At 66.3% G+C, this 14,218-nt stretch carries 12 protein-coding genes; 4 read left to right on the top strand and 8 right to left on the bottom strand.

Annotation, left to right across the window (positions count from 1 at the left end; translation table 11 throughout):
* From K9B33_RS00325 to K9B33_RS00310, 4 genes are all read right to left on the bottom strand, one after another.
* Entirely contained in the window at window positions 1-4,197 is a 4,197-nt protein-coding gene (locus K9B33_RS00325; protein WP_224545807.1) for a translocation/assembly module TamB domain-containing protein, read from the bottom strand.
* The gene (locus tag K9B33_RS00320) at window positions 4,197-6,269 is read right to left on the bottom strand and encodes an autotransporter assembly complex protein TamA (protein ID WP_224545806.1); all 2,073 of its coding nucleotides are present in this window, start codon (window positions 6,267-6,269) and stop codon (window positions 4,197-4,199) included. The genes K9B33_RS00325 and K9B33_RS00320 overlap by 1 nt, the downstream gene beginning before the upstream one ends.
* A 77-nt stretch (window positions 6,270-6,346) precedes the next feature.
* Window positions 6,347-6,826 carry a DUF1465 family protein gene (locus K9B33_RS00315; protein ID WP_224545805.1) on the bottom strand — a complete coding sequence of 160 codons (480 nt, stop codon included), beginning with the start codon at window positions 6,824-6,826 and terminating at the stop codon, window positions 6,347-6,349.
* Between the two features lie 123 nt (window positions 6,827-6,949).
* The gene (locus K9B33_RS00310; RefSeq protein ID WP_224546268.1) at window positions 6,950-7,129 is read right to left on the bottom strand and encodes a YdcH family protein; all 180 of its coding nucleotides are present in this window, start codon (window positions 7,127-7,129) and stop codon (window positions 6,950-6,952) included.
* 189 nt (window positions 7,130-7,318) lie between these two features.
* Here K9B33_RS00310 and K9B33_RS00305 point away from each other — a divergent pair, with 189 nt between their 5' ends.
* On the top strand, window positions 7,319-7,474 hold the full coding sequence (locus tag K9B33_RS00305; protein ID WP_224545804.1) for a YdcH family protein: 156 nt from the start codon (window positions 7,319-7,321) through the stop codon (window positions 7,472-7,474).
* 154 nt (window positions 7,475-7,628) lie between these two features.
* On the opposite strand, the gene K9B33_RS00300 is transcribed toward K9B33_RS00305, so the two are convergent.
* The 4 genes from K9B33_RS00300 to K9B33_RS00285 all read right to left on the bottom strand — a co-directional run bounded on the left by K9B33_RS00300 (window position 7,629) and on the right by K9B33_RS00285 (window position 10,505).
* Window positions 7,629-8,006 carry a PilZ domain-containing protein gene (locus K9B33_RS00300; RefSeq protein WP_224545803.1) on the bottom strand — a complete coding sequence of 126 codons (378 nt, stop codon included), beginning with the start codon at window positions 8,004-8,006 and terminating at the stop codon, window positions 7,629-7,631.
* Window positions 8,007-8,072: 66 nt separating this feature from the next.
* Window positions 8,073-8,537: an RNA polymerase-binding protein DksA gene (gene dksA, locus K9B33_RS00295; protein ID WP_224545802.1), complete on the bottom strand. Its 465-nt coding sequence runs from the start codon at window positions 8,535-8,537 to the stop codon at window positions 8,073-8,075.
* Between the two features lie 532 nt (window positions 8,538-9,069).
* Complete coding sequence (locus K9B33_RS00290) at window positions 9,070-9,909, bottom strand: hypothetical protein (RefSeq protein ID WP_224545801.1); 840 nt, start codon at window positions 9,907-9,909, stop codon at window positions 9,070-9,072.
* Between the two features lie 155 nt (window positions 9,910-10,064).
* Window positions 10,065-10,505, bottom strand: a complete 441-nt coding sequence (locus tag K9B33_RS00285; RefSeq protein WP_224545799.1) for a host attachment family protein — start codon at window positions 10,503-10,505, stop codon at window positions 10,065-10,067.
* A gap of 94 nt (window positions 10,506-10,599) precedes the next feature.
* Between K9B33_RS00285 and serS the strand changes: the two genes are divergently transcribed.
* The 3 genes from serS (at window position 10,600) to K9B33_RS00270 (ending at window position 14,181) form a co-directional block, all read left to right on the top strand.
* The gene (serS, locus tag K9B33_RS00280; RefSeq protein WP_224545797.1) at window positions 10,600-11,877 is read left to right on the top strand and encodes a serine--tRNA ligase; all 1,278 of its coding nucleotides are present in this window, start codon (window positions 10,600-10,602) and stop codon (window positions 11,875-11,877) included.
* A gap of 205 nt (window positions 11,878-12,082) precedes the next feature.
* Complete coding sequence (locus K9B33_RS00275) at window positions 12,083-13,126, top strand: peptidoglycan DD-metalloendopeptidase family protein (protein WP_390902443.1); 1,044 nt, start codon at window positions 12,083-12,085, stop codon at window positions 13,124-13,126.
* Entirely contained in the window at window positions 13,123-14,181 is a 1,059-nt protein-coding gene (locus tag K9B33_RS00270) for a potassium channel family protein (RefSeq protein WP_224545793.1), read from the top strand. Before K9B33_RS00275 ends, K9B33_RS00270 begins: the two co-directional genes overlap by 4 nt.
* The last annotated feature ends 37 nt before the right edge of the window (window positions 14,182-14,218 follow it).

Genomic DNA, 14,218 nt, shown 5'->3' with positions numbered 1-14,218 from the left:
TCAATAATCCTTGGAAACCCGCACGTTCGCGCTTTCGCGGCCCAGCGTGGAAATGGCGCCGAGCAGAGAGAGCCAGCGCGTGACCTGATATTCGATCCGGGTGGCGCTATAGCCCTGTCCGTCGGTGATGAGTTCGACATAGGTTTTGCGGGTCAGATATTTGCCCGCGGCGATCGAGGTGCCCTGCCCCTGGGTCGGGTCGGCGGCGATGATGCGCAGCCGGTCGAGACCCGCCGCCTTGCGCACGGCATTGATCGGATCCAGCCCGCCATTGCCCTGAAGCGATCCGACGGCGGAGGCAAGTTGCAGCGCTTCGGGCGCGGACAGGTTGGTGATCGACGTGCCGAACAGGATGCGCGAGAGCAGTTCGTCCTGCGGCAGCGCGGGAACGCTGGTGAAGCTGATGTCCGGCTTCAGGCCGGTGCCGCCGACATGGATGGTGGCGCTGAGGTCGCTGACGTCCGCCTCCGCGCTGATGTCGAGCGTCGGGTTGACCGGCGTTCGGCCATCGAACTGGATATGGCCTTCGCGCAATTCGAAGCGGCGGCCGGCAAATTCATAGCCGCCGCGCACCAGTTCCGCCCGGCCCGCAATCGTCGGACTGGTGACGGTGCCGCCGAGGTCCAGGTCCGCCCGCCATTCGCTGTCGAGGCCGAGGCCGGTGACGGTCAGGCGATTGCGCGCCCGTGCCTTGATGGCGAGCGCCCAGGGGACGTTGGAGCGCGGCCGCTCGATCTCGTCGCCACGGCGGTTGACCTCCACCACCTTGAGTTCGGGAATTTGCGCCACGGCGGCGGCGCGGCCCATGGTGAAGCGGCTCTTGTTGAGCAGCAGGTCACCGCCGATCGTGCCGCCCACCCCGTCCGACCGCAGGGTTATGGGGCCGGTCACGGTCGCGGCGATATCGTCACGCTCCAGCAGCGCGGCATTGTCGGCCTGAAGGCTCAGGTCCATGCCCACGCCGGCGATGCCGTTGAAGGTGAAGCGGCCGGTACCATTGACTGTGCCGCCATTCTGCGCGGTGGCGGCGAAGCTGGAAATGACCAGTTGCGCGCCGGAGAAGCGGCCGCGCGCCTTGACGTCCTTCAGGCGCATACCGGTCACCGGGCTGTTGATCGCGGCATTGTCCGTGGCGAAGGTGCCGGTGATGACCGGCTCGCCCAGCGTGCCGCGCATGTCGGCCGACACCCCGACCATGCCGGCGATATCGACGATCTCCACCCCGGTCAGCCGCCAGAGCGTGTCCGCCGTGCCGTTGAAGCGCAACTGGGCGAAGAAGGGCGCGCGGTTGAGGCGCGTCGCCAGACCGCCCTCCGTCCCCAGCGGATTGAGCAGCGCCTGCGCCTGGCCGATCGTCTTGCCGTCGGCGACGAAGACCATGCGAGTGGCGAGCCGTTCGCCGGTCAGCACGGCATTGACGCCGACATCGACCGGGCGGGAGCTGAGCGAGAGGCCGGAGCGGGACAGGCCGCGAATGCGCAGTTCAGCCTTGCCGCTGGGCAGGCCGCCGCGCGGCTGGGCGTAGCTCAACGATCCGGTCGCCATGCCGCCCAGGCCCAGATTGTCATAGGCGATGTCGAGCAGGGCCAGAGGCAGCTTCTGCATCCGCGCTTCGATATGGGTCGCGGCGCCGCCCAGTTCGCCCGCCAGTTGCAGCGATCCGCCGGCATAGGCGATGGTAGCGGGCGACAGGCGCCAGCCACCTTCGGCGCGCGTGAGCACTGCCGGTCGGGTCAGGCGGATCGACCGCTTGTCGATGGTGCCGCCGGCGGTCAGGCGGATGCGGTCGGGCTGAACGTCCGCCTCACCCTGCAGGTCGAACAGGCGGCCGCGCTGGCCCGACAGGCTGCCGCGTATCTTGCCCTTGCCATCGACCAGTTCGGCATTGGCGGCGAAGCGCCCGAGCAGCACGCCGCCGACGCGCAGGCCCCGCGCCTGCGCCGTCGCCGTGACGGTGGTGCCGGTGGGATCGAGCAAGATGGTGCCGTCCAGCGTACCGCGCCGGACTTCGATCACGGTCGGTCCTTCGAAGCTGGCGTCGTTGGCGGTCAGTTTGAGCTGCACCTGCTGATTGTCGTCCACCGGCTTGAAATTGATATAGCCGGTGACCGGTCCCATGACGCTGAGCTGGCCGTCCAGGCCGCCGGCAATGGGCCGGATATCGCCGCTGGCGGTCACGCCCGACACGGCGAGGTTGGCGACCCGCACCACCGCCTGCCCGCCATGCGGCAACAGGATGACGCCCCGCCCGGTGAAGGCGCCGAGCGTCGATCCGCCATTGGCGGTGTAGCTATAGCCATTGGCGTCGGGAATCAGCTTCGCCCGCACGTCGCGCAGGCCCAGAGCATCCATCGGCCGGGCCAGCAGGACGTCGATGGTCGGCCGGTCTATCATGCCGTCCAGCGTCAGCGTCACCGGCCCATAACGGCCATGGCGGCCCACGCCCTCCAGATGCAGCGTCTGGTCGCGATGGCGCACGCCCTGCCCCGTCAGCATCAGCAACGGCGATTCCAGCCGCAGGTCGCGCAGCCCCAGATCGCCGTTGGGCAGCAGGTCCAGCCCGCTGCGCACGGTCGGCAGGCCGCCGCCCAATGTCCGCAGGAAATCATTGTCCAGCCGCCGCACCCGCGCCAGCGCATTGCCGGACAGGCCGAAGCGGCCATCGGCGCGCGGCACGGCGCGCAGCTTGGATGTCAGGTCCACGATGCCAAAACCGGGAATGAAGAGATTGGCGATCTGGCCGTCCAACCCCGCATCATAGCGGCCGGTCTTCAAGTCCGCGATCACCACCAGCTTGCCGCGCAGCTTGTCCGATCGCAGCTGCATGGGATTGCTGACGATCTGCTGCCCCTTGAGCTGCAACACGCCATCGAGCTGGAAATTGCGCAATATGCCCGCGACCAGGTCGCCCTGACCATCGACGCTGCGCGCGCGCAGCCGCAGGGGGATGAGCGCCGGGCCGTTCCGGGGCGCGCGTCCCTTGCCCTCCGCCCGCAGGTCGTTGATGATCGCCCGGTCGATGGTCAACTGGCGCGCAGTGACCAGATATTCATAGCCCAGCCCCGCAAAGGGGCCATCCAGCCGGATCTTTGCTGCAACGTCCCTGCTGCGCACATCCTTGAGCAGCGCTTCGGGCCGGGTCAGTTTCAGGTCGATCCGCATATTGTCGAGCGCGTTGTTGCGCAGGTCGATCGCGCCGTCGGCGGCCAGATCGACCGCCGCGGAGCGGAGCGAGAGCCGTCCGTCGATCACCCGGTCGACCATCGTGCCGCTGGCCCGCAAGGACAGGCGCGGCGCGGCGACGCGGCGGAGCAGTCCGTTGCCGGCGATCGCATTGCCCTCCACCGTGCCGCGTGCCGAATAGGCGCCGCTGCGCGCGGCCAGCACGACATCGGCGGCGGGCGCACCATCCAGCGTGGCGGACAGACGGCCGTCCCACCGGCTCCAGCCGCCCTTGCCGCCGATGCGCAGATTGGCGTCCTGCTGCAACCCGGCCATGGCCGCCAGCAGGCCGGCCTTGGGTGCGTTGACGGTCACGTCCAGCTTGAAGCGATCGTCATCCGGGCGGCTGTCGAGCGCTATGGTCAGGGCATCGCTGCCGTCGAGCGTGCGCGCCGTCAGGTCGATGATGGCGCGCCCGCCGCGAATATCGGCGTCGCCCGCCATGGTCGCGACCTGCGCGCGACCGGTGACGGAGGGCGCGATATCCAGCCGGCCGACCGAAAATTCCATCAGTCGAATGTCGAAACCCGGCAGGATCGGCCCGCGCCGCTGGGTCGGGTTGAGCTTGGGCAGTTTGTGCAAAGTCGCGCGCGGGATCACCAGCCGGTCGATGTCGAGCCGGTTGGACAGCCAGGCGAAGGGCCACCAGTCCAGTTCGACCCGCGGGGCTTCCAGAAACTTGCCCTTCGGATCGGACAGGATGAGGTCGCGCAGCACCGCCTTGCGGTAGATGCTGCCCTCTATCCCGCCGACCTGGATGCGCAGCCCCGACGACGATTTGATCGCCGCGATCCGGGTGGCGAGGAAGCGATGCCCGCCACCGGTATCGAGCCACAGGAGCGCGCCAGCGACGATCACGACCATGGCCGCCAGCAGCCCGGCCAGCCAGCGCTGCCAGCGTCCGTCCCAGGCGCGGCGGGGCCGAGGCGTGGACGACGGCGGGACGACCGGATCGACGGGTGCGTCGTCGGCCATCAGAAAGCTTGCCCCAGCGAGACATAGACGGCCACCTTGGGATCGCCCGATTGCGGGTTGATCGGCGTGCCGACATCGACGCGGATCGGGCCGAAATTGCTGTAGTAGCGCACGCCCATGCCCGCGCCGATGCGCAAGTCGCGAAAGCGCGGCACGAAGCTGGTGGAGATATTGCCGGCATCGACGAAGGGCACGACGCCGAAATTGCCGAAGCGCACCCGCGCCTCCAGCGAAAATTCGGCCAGGCTCTTGCCGCCGACGGGATCGTCATTCTCGCCATAGCGCGGCCCGATCGCCTGATAGCCATAGCCGCGCACAGACGCCCCCCCGCCGGCATAGAAGCGCCGCGACGGCGCGATCTGATCGACGGTCGATCCCAGGATCGTGCCGAAGCGCGCCCGCGCCGCCATCACCAGCTTCGCGCCCATCGGCTGATAGACGCTACCGTCCAGCTGCACCTTGGCATAGCCGAAGGTGGTGTTCTGGAACGACAGTTCGGGACTGATCCGGCCACCCAGCCGGAAACCCTTGCTGGGGTTGAGCAGGTCGTCGCTGCCGTCATAGGTCAGGCTCAGGGGGATCGCGCCGATCAGGAAGGTGCGGCGCGCGCCGCCCGAAAAGGCGTCGGCTTCGTCGGACGCCACCAGTTCCGCGCCGACCCGCCACACCCAGTTCTTCTGGAACAATATGTTGGTCTGGCGTTCCAGCCCGCCCGACAGGGTGATGGTGCGCGCATCATAGGCGTCGCGCTTGATGTTGCTGACCGACAGCAACCCTGTCAGCACATTGTCGCGCCGGTGGAAATTGTTGCGGCGATAGGTGAAGGACGCGGTCTGTTCCTGCGTACCGAGCACCCCGCGCAGCGTCACCGCGCCTTCGGGCGGGAAGAAGTTGCGATGCTGCCAACTGACTTCCGCGCGATAGCCCTCCCCCGTGCCATAACCCAGTTCGCCCGCGATTGTGCGCAGCGGCGCCGGACGGACATCGACGGCCAGGTCGACATGCTCGCCATCGCCCGCCTCGACCGGCTTCAGGCTGACCGAGGAGACGAGGCCGGTGGCGACGATGGCGCGGCGCAGATCCTCGACATCGGAGGCCATATAGGTGTCGCCCGGATCGAAGCGGGCGATTTCCTGCGCATGATGCGCGTCGAACAACTGCTCATTGTCCATACGGATCGCGCCGAACCGGCGGAAGCCGCCGGGCGCGACGATGATGTCGAGATCGCCCTTGCGCTCCTCATGATCGATCCGCACTTCGGGTTCATCCACCCTGGCGAAGGGAAAACCGCTTTCGGCGAGCTTGGTCGCCAGCGCATCGCGCCCGGCGAGGATCACATCGGCATCGACGGGATCGCCGACCTTGGGCGGGAAGGCCGCGCGCAGCCGCGCTTCCTGCCCCGCCGTTTCCGCCAGGCCGGTGAGATCGACCGATTCCAGCAGATATCGGGTGCCGGGCGTGATGTCGAAGGTGACCGCCAGCCGATCGCTGCCCGGCGGCGGCGCGGCGACGGCGCTGCGGATGCGCGCGGCATAATAGCCCTTCGCGCGCAACAGCCGGTCGAGCAGTTCCCCATCCTCCTTCATGCGCCGGTTGATCTGGGCGAGGTTGGCGGACTTGCCCTGCCCCTGGCGCAGCACGGACAATTCGTCGAAGCGCAAGGTGAACTGGGCATCGGCGATAGCGTCGATGCCGCTCAGCAGCACGGTGTAGCGACGCTCTTCGCCCGCATCGGCGAAGCTGGCCACGTCGTCGGCGGGACCGGACGCCTGGTCCGCCAGGTCGGCGGGCATATCCGTCGCGACCGGATTGCCGGAATTGCCGGCCTGGGCCTGATCGTCCACCGGGTCTGCGGGCAGCGGTGCGATCGTATCGGGCTGGCCCATGTCGGGCCAGTCGACGCCGATGTCGGGCATTGCGTCGAGCGTCTGGTTCGGCTCCGGCGCGACCTCGGCCGGCGTCTCCTGCGCGCACAGAGCGCCGGGCGCGGCAAGCAGCAACGGCGCGAGAAGGAGCCGGGCGGCATGCGGGCGGCCTGAAGAGCGGCGTCGTATCCGCAAACCATCGGTCATGGCGCCGGTCTAGACCAACTGCGGGCGTAAACGCCAGCCCCAGAAGGAGCCAAGCACCGCCAATTGCGCGCCAATCGTCAGAATGCGGTGTTCAACCGGTCCAGCAACGCGCGCGCGGGGCTGGCGCCGACCGTGGCGGCGGAGGTGGCCATCGCGTCCAGTCGATCCTGGAGGCGAGCGACGCGATCGTATAATTCCTGGCTCGCATCGATCAACGCACGGGCCGCGAAAGGAAAGCCGCCGGCCAGTTCGGCCTCGGTATGCGATGCACGGCCCAGCCGATACTTCTCATCGGACAGGTCCACCTGCTCGATCTCGCCGCGCTGCCATGCGCGCTGGCTGAGCAGCCAGGCGATGATGTGCATCAGCCGCGTCGTGACCTTGAGCGATTCGCAGGCGAAGGCGACCCGGCGCAGCGGATCGTCCACGCCATCGTCGAGCGACGCGCTGCCGTCGAAATAGGCGCGCGCTTCGTCGGCCATGATCATGGCTTCCAGATAGAGTCCGTCCACCAGTCGCCGATGGAGGCCAGGATCAAGAAAGGCGGGGCTTTGCATAGGATTGAGCTGCCATATTTTTGCAACTTTGTCAGGCCCGTTAGACCGCCATTGCCATGCTTTGTCCCATTTGGGATCGGTTAGCGCGGCGTTAACCGAAATTGGCGCCCCTCCGCCAGACGGTCAGGCGATGATGTCGGGAACCAGCGCATCTTCCAATATCGCAATCTCGTCGCGCAGCCGCAGCTTGCGTTTCTTGAGGCGCGCGATCTGCATCTGGTCGCCACCGCCGGCCGTCACCAGCGCGGCGATCGCGCTGTCGAGGTCGCGATGCTCGACCCGCAGCAATTCCAGTCGGCGCATGATGTCTTCCCGGCTCACCGCGCCTCTTGCCTCCACTTCACTTGACCCAACAGCGCCTGATAACGCGCCCTGACGACGCGGACCATCGCAAATTTTCATGCGGCCCGCCGCAAAGCCCGAATCGCCGCGAGACAAGCCGGTCAATTCATGATCTACTTGACCATCCATCGCCCTCGTAAGGAGAATGTCATGGAAAATAGCCACATTTCAGCTCTTTCAGCAAAGCATGCCGGCCTTGAAGCACGAATCAAGGCCGAGTCGAGTCGACCCATGCCCGACGCCATATTGGTGGCATCGCTCAAAAAGCAGAAATTGCGGCTGAAGGAGGAGATGGCTCAGCACTGATCGCTGGCGCACTGCTCTGGGAGGAGGTCAGGACGGGGCGGCGAAGACCGCCCGTCCGACCATCCTCTGCCTGAATGTGTCGCGATAGAATCGCAAGAGCCCCGGAGCCGGCAGGTTCGCGGGGCGTTTTATTGTCCGGCCCATCGGGGAAGGATCAGCGGCGCTTCACGCCATGCTGATGCGCGCGCAAATAGTCGGGCACGGCATTATGTTGCGCTCCGGCGCCGCCCACGGGCTTGCGCGCCAGTTGCGGGTCGATCGGCTCGTCGAAAGCGAGGCCGATCTTTTCCTCACGCGACCAGGCGACCATGCCGGTCACCTTCCCGACGCCGCGCAGATCGCAGACAATGTGGATGCCGGCAGGCACCGCCCGCTCGCAATCGGCCATCAGGCCGGTCGCGGACAGATTGCGGACCCTGGCCTTGCCCAGCGGCGCCCCTTCCGGGGTACTGAGCGTGGTGAGCAGGAACAGGCTATCGCGCGGCGCGGCGCGCGCCGGTCCCCGGTCCGAAATATCCTGTTGGTCGTCCATGCAAAAACCCACGGTTGGAAAAGCGGTGAAGGCCATCATCTTAACCGCGGGGTGATGGAAAAAACGTTAATCGTCGCGGGATATCTTTTCCTGCCGCTCGTGCCGTTCCTGCGCCTCGACCGTCATCGTCGCGATCGGGCGCGCTTCCAGCCGACCGAGCGAAATCGGTTCGCCAGTGACTTCGCAATAACCATATTCGCCATCGTCGATCCGGCGCAGCGCCGCGTCGATCTTGGAAATCAGCTTGCGCTGGCGGTCGCGGGTGCGCAGTTCGATCGACCAGTCGGTTTCGCTCGATGCGCGATCATTGAGGTCAGGTTCGCGCAGCGGCTCGTTCTGAAGAACGGCCAGCGTGCCTTCCGCTTCGGCCAGGATCTGCTTCTTCCAGTCCCACAGGCGCTGCCGGAAATATTCCAGCTGCAACGGGTTCATAAACTCTTCGTCGGACGAAGGCCGGTAGTCGGCGCGAAGCGTTACAGTCGATTTGGGCGGCTTTTCGCCGTCTTTATCGGAATTCAGGACCGATGCCATCTGGCTCTCCGACTCGTAAGGCCCCGGCGCTTGATGTTCCGGGCGCCCAAACTTGATTGTGCCCGCCTCATAGCCATGGCTGCTGGCCGATACAAGCGGGCAATCTAAGGCTTGTCGCTTGCTTCCGGCCGTTTTTTTTATAGGCATGGGATCGTCGGTCGCCGAGTCCGCATCCATACATATCGGCTTCCGGCCGAACGCTCCCCGTTCAGCCTTGGCCCGCCAGCCGTTCCATAGTGGGACGTTAACCATTTCTTTTCAGCCGGCAGCAGCTTTTCCCTCGACTTAGACATGATATTGAGGGTTAACGGGATTGCAGTTAACCCTTTCTTTTGCGTTGATGCGCATAGGAAGTTCCCGTCAGCCCATCGTTGGAAATCCAGTGTGGGTACGGGGGTAACAAGAGAAGAGTAGATCCTATGTCGGTACGGATGGCTTTGGCTAAGTTGTGCGCCTGCACTTGCGGCGGAGCGATCATCGGCGGCGGTGCCGTCCATGTCGCTGAAAACGCCCGTCCGGCCGTGGTGCATAGTTACAAAAGCATGAAGGCCGCGCCCAAGAAGCGCCTGGCCGTTCGCACCGTGAAGCGCAAGGTCGTCCGGACCGTCCAGATAACCAAGCCGCAGACGGTAACGGTCGTGACGCAGGCTGCGCCCATCCCCCTGCCCGCGCCGATGGCCGAAATGCCGATGATGTCGGGCGGCGGTGGCGCCGTGCCGGTCGTGATGGGCGGTGGCGGCGGCTTTGGCGGCGGCGGGTTCATCGGCGGCTTCTTCGGTGGCGGCGGTGGCGGCAGCGGCGGGGGATCGGTCGTGATCTCCTCGACCAGCAGCTCGACCGGCGGCATCAGCAGTTCGACCAGCTCGACCACGGGCGGCGTATCGACGTCGACGGGCGGCGTATCGACCTCATCGGGGAACGTGTCCACCTCGTCGGGGAACGTCTCGACCTCGTCGGGCGTCAGCTCCAGCTCGTCCTCCTCGTCCAGCTCCAGCTCCTCTTCCTCCTCCAGCTCGTCGTCGAGCAGCTCGGGCGGATCGAGCGGCGGCAAGCCGGGCAAGCCGGACCATCCCGGTTCGAGCGGCGGCAGTTCGGGCAGCAGCGGCAGCTCGGGGTCGAGCGGCAGCTCCGGTTCCAGCGGCAGCTCCGGCTCGTCCTCGTCCTCCAGCTCGTCGTCCAGCAGCTCTTCTTCGTCGGGCGGTTCGTCCAGCTTCGGCAGCACGGGCAGCACCGGGTCGAGCGGCAGTTCGGGGTCGAGCGGATCGAGTGGCAGCTCGTCCTCTTCCTCTTCGTCCAGCAGTTCCTCTTCCAGCAGCTCGAGCGGGGGCTCGGGTGGCAGCACGGGCGGTACCGATGTTCCGGCGCCGCCCATGGTGCTCCTGTTCGGCGCGGCCGCCGTGGCGCTCGTCGCCCGCCGCCGCTTCGCCGAACGCAAGGCGCAGGCCGCCGCCTAAGCGCGACGCCTGCCACGAAAAGGGGCGGCCCCGGCATCGGGCGCCGCCCCTTTTCGTTCCAGGCCGGTTTGCTTCAGGCCGCCGCGATGATCTTCTCAATCTCCAGCACCGGATGATTGGTCAGATCCTTGGCGATTTCGCCGACCAGCCGGTTCTGCACTTCCTTATGATAATGTTTGCGCATCTCGCCCAGCGCCGTCGGCGGAGCGACGATGATCAGTTTCTCATAATCCTGCGCGAAGGCGCGGCGCTTGAGCAGGTCGGCGGCTTCGGTGGCGAAGCGCGCTTCCTCCAGATCGTGGAAGTTGACCTGCTCCGTCGAGCTTTGCCGACCGCCCATGGGAGAGGAGGACCGACCCGCCGCATCCGACGCCTGATCGCGATTGGCGGGGTTGTCCTGGACCTTGACCTCCTCCGCCTCAAGCTGAGGGAAACTGCTGTCGCCCTTGTTGCGGAAGAAGAGCAGCTTGCGCCCGTCCGCCACCAGCACCATCGCATCTTGATCGATCTGCATCGCTCGGTCCTTTTCTCGTTGATTGATGCAGCACCAACGGGCGAGCGGCGCATAGGGTTGCGCGGCCCGTCGCGCGGCGGCATAGGACTGCCCCATGCACGACATCCGCTTCATCCGCGAAACCCCTGACGCCTTCGACGCCGGCTTGGCCCGTCGAGGGCTTGCTCCGCTTTCCGCCGAGATATTGGCGCTCGATGAGAAGTCGCGAGCGATCAAGACCGAATTGCAGCAAGGCCAGGCCCGCCGTAACGAGGCGAGCAAGGCGATCGGCCAGGCGATGGCCGCCAAGGATATGGCAAAGGCCGAAGCGCTGAAGGCGGAAGTCGCGGCGCTCAAGGAAGGCACGCCGGCGCTGGAGGCGCAGGACAAGGATATCGGCGACGCGCTGACCGCGATGCTGGCCGCTATCCCCAACCTGCCTGCCTATGACGTGCCGCAGGGCGCGGACGAGGCGGATAATATCGAAGTCAGCCGCTGGGGCACGCCACGCAGCTTCGACTTCCCCCCGCAGGACCATGCCGATTTCGGCCCGGCGCTGGGGCTGGATTTCGAGGGCGGCGCGAAGCTGTCGGGCGCGCGCTTCACCGCGCTGCGGGGGGCGATGGCGCGGCTGCATCGGGCGCTGGCGCAATATATGCTGGATAGCCAGACGACGACGAACGGCTATGAGGAGGTCAACCCGCCGCTGCTGGTGCGTGACGAGGCGCTGTTCGGCACGGGGCAGTTGCCCAAGTTCGCCGAGGATCTGTTCCGTACGACCGACGGCCGCTGGCTGATCCCCACCGCCGAAGTGTCGCTGACCAATCTGGTCGCCGACCAGATCGTGCCGACCGACAGCCTGCCGGTCCGGCTGACCGCGCTGACCCCCTGCTTCCGATCCGAGGCTGGCTCGGCGGGACGCGATACGCGAGGGTTCATTCGCCAGCACCAGTTCGAGAAGGTCGAACTGGTCGCGATCTGCGCGCCCGAAGAGTCCGAGGCCGAGCATGACCGCATGTGCGCCGCGGCCGAAGGGATATTGCAGGCGCTCGACCTGCCCTATCGCAAGATGCTGCTGTGCAGCGGCGACATGGGCTTTGGCGCGCGCAAGACCTGGGATCTGGAAGTGTGGCTGCCCAGCCAGCAGACCTATCGCGAGATCAGTTCCGTCTCCAACTGCGGCGACTTCCAGGCGCGACGCATGAATGCGCGCTACAAACCGGAAGGCGAGAAGCAGACCCGCTTCCTGCATACGCTCAACGGATCGGGGCTGGCCGTCGGCCGTACGCTGGTGGCGGTGCTGGAAAATTACCAGCAGGCCGATGGCAGCGTCGCCGTGCCGGACGTGCTGGCACCCTATATGGGCGGGATCACGAAGCTGGAGCCGCGTTGATCCCTTCCGGGTCCGTTTAAACCTGTCGAGAACTCTGCATAAGGGGTCTCGACAGGCTCGAACCGAACAGAGGCGTGAGACAGGGAGCGCGACAGTTATACGCGATTGCGCTATTTTTCTTAGTTAGCTAACTAAATAAAATAGCGCGGGATGCTACAGGCTGAAAATACTGGAAACCATGGCTGGATCGGATACACACGGCGCGATGCAGCGCCCGTCTCTTCTGATCCTGCCGCTCGGCCCGCTTCTGCTGGCGGCCTGTATCCCCAATCAGGGGGAGCGCGCCGATCCTGCGCCCACGCCGCCACCCCGGATGGACGCCGACGCATCCACCGTCGAACTGGCCGAAACGCAGCCGGTCTGGACCGCGCAGCAGGTGGTCGCGAACGCGCGCACCGTCGCCAGCGCCACCTATGTCGTGCAGCCGGGCGATACGTTGCGCGGGGTCGGCAATCGCACCGGCGCCGGATCGGAAGCGATCGCGCGGGCCAATAGCCTGGCCGCGCCCTACGCGATCCGCACAGGGCAGAGGCTACAAATCCCCGGCGGCCGCTACCATCTGGTGGCGGAGGGGGAGACGGGGATCGCCATCGCATCGGCCTATGGCGTGGCCTGGAACCGGATCGTCGCGGTCAATGGCCTTACCGAACCCTATATGCTGCGGCGGGGGCAAAGACTGTTGTTGCCCGGCGACGCCCCCACCCGCGCGCCCGACATCGAGCAGCGCGCCGCCGCCTTCCGCATCGACATCGACGATGTGCTGACCGGCGGTCAGCCCGCCGCAGCGGACAATGCGCCGGTCGCCGTCGCATCCAGCGCCCCCCGCCCCCTGCCCTCCAACGTGCCGATCGCCCAGCCCAGCCGCTTCGCCGGCAGCTTCGCCTGGCCGGTCAAGGGTGTAATCCTGTCCCGCTTCGGCCCCGGCGAAAGCGGCGCGAAAAATAACGGCATCGACATCGCTGCGCCCGCAGGCACGCCGATCCGCGCGGCGGCCGATGGCGTGGTCGCCTATGCGGGGGACAAGGTAGCGGTGTTCGGCGGGCTGGTGCTGCTCAACCATGGGAGTAGCTGGGTCAGCGCCTATGGCCATGCGAGCCGCGTCGATGTGGTGCGCGGGCAGAAGGTGACCAAGGGGCAGGTCATCGGCCTGGTCGGCGACACCGGCTACGCCAGCAAGCCCAAGCTGCATTTCGAACTGCGCAAGGACCGGGTGCCGGTCAATCCGATCGGCCAGTTGCCGCCGGCATGAGGATCAACGAGGTCCGCACCACGCCTGGCGCCGCCGGTTTCCTGCGCCGGCGATCGTCCATGCCGATGTGGGCGGACCTGGTCTGGCGCGTGGCGCTCGTATTCGGGCTGATCGCGCTGGTGCTGCTGCTCCACTGGGTCGGGCGCGACGGGCTGAAGGATAATTACGACAACAAAATCAGCTTCATCGACGTCCTCTACTTTACGACCGTGACGGTCACGACGGTGGGCTATGGCGACATCGTCCCGGTGACGCCGGAAGCGCGCCTGTTCGAATCCATCTTCGTCACTCCGATCCGACTGTTCGTCTGGCTGATCTTCCTCGGCACGGCCTATAACCTCTTCCTCCGCAACATCCTCTACAGGTGGCGCATGGCGCGTATTCAGGCTGATCTGCACAATCACATCATCGTGACCGGCTTTGGCACCAGCGGGCAGGAAGCGGTAAGCGAACTGCTCGCCCGCGGCACCGACCCCAGGGAAATCGTCGTCATCGACGGCAGCGAGAAGGCGCTGGAGCGGGCCGAGGCGCAGGGGTGCAATGTGCTGTGCGGCGATTCGACGCGCGATCGCACGCTGAAGGACGTGGCGATCCATCGCGCGCGCGGCATGATCGTATCGGCGGGCCGCGACGACACCTCGATCCTCATCACCCTGACCGCGCGCCATCTGGCCCCGCGCCTGCCGATCAGCATCGTCGTGCGCAACGAGGATAATGAACTGCCCGCGCGGCAGGCGGGCGCGACCACCGTCATTAACCCGGTCAGCTTTGCCGGGCTGCTGCTGGCGGGCAGCACGAGCGGCCGACACATCGCCGATTATATGGCGGATCTGGCTGCATCGGGCGGGCGGGTAAAGCTCAACGAACGGGCCGTGCTGCCCGAAGAGATTGGCGGACCGCTCTCGGCGATCGGCACAGGCCTGGGCGTCCGCATCTATCGCGGCGACCAGCCTATCGGCTTCTGGGAAGAGGCCGCACGCCAGCTTCAGGCAGGCGATGTCATCATCGAAATTGCCGAAGGCAACGGCCCTTTCGAGCGTAACGGTCGCGACTAAATATAGTACCGCAATGGGGGACCGTGACATTCGGCAT

Origin of the sequence: Sphingobium sp. 3R8, from assembly GCF_020166615.1 — a bacterium.
GTDB lineage: Bacteria > Pseudomonadota > Alphaproteobacteria > Sphingomonadales > Sphingomonadaceae > Sphingobium > Sphingobium bisphenolicum.
This window is presented reverse-complemented; position numbering and strand designations above follow the sequence as displayed.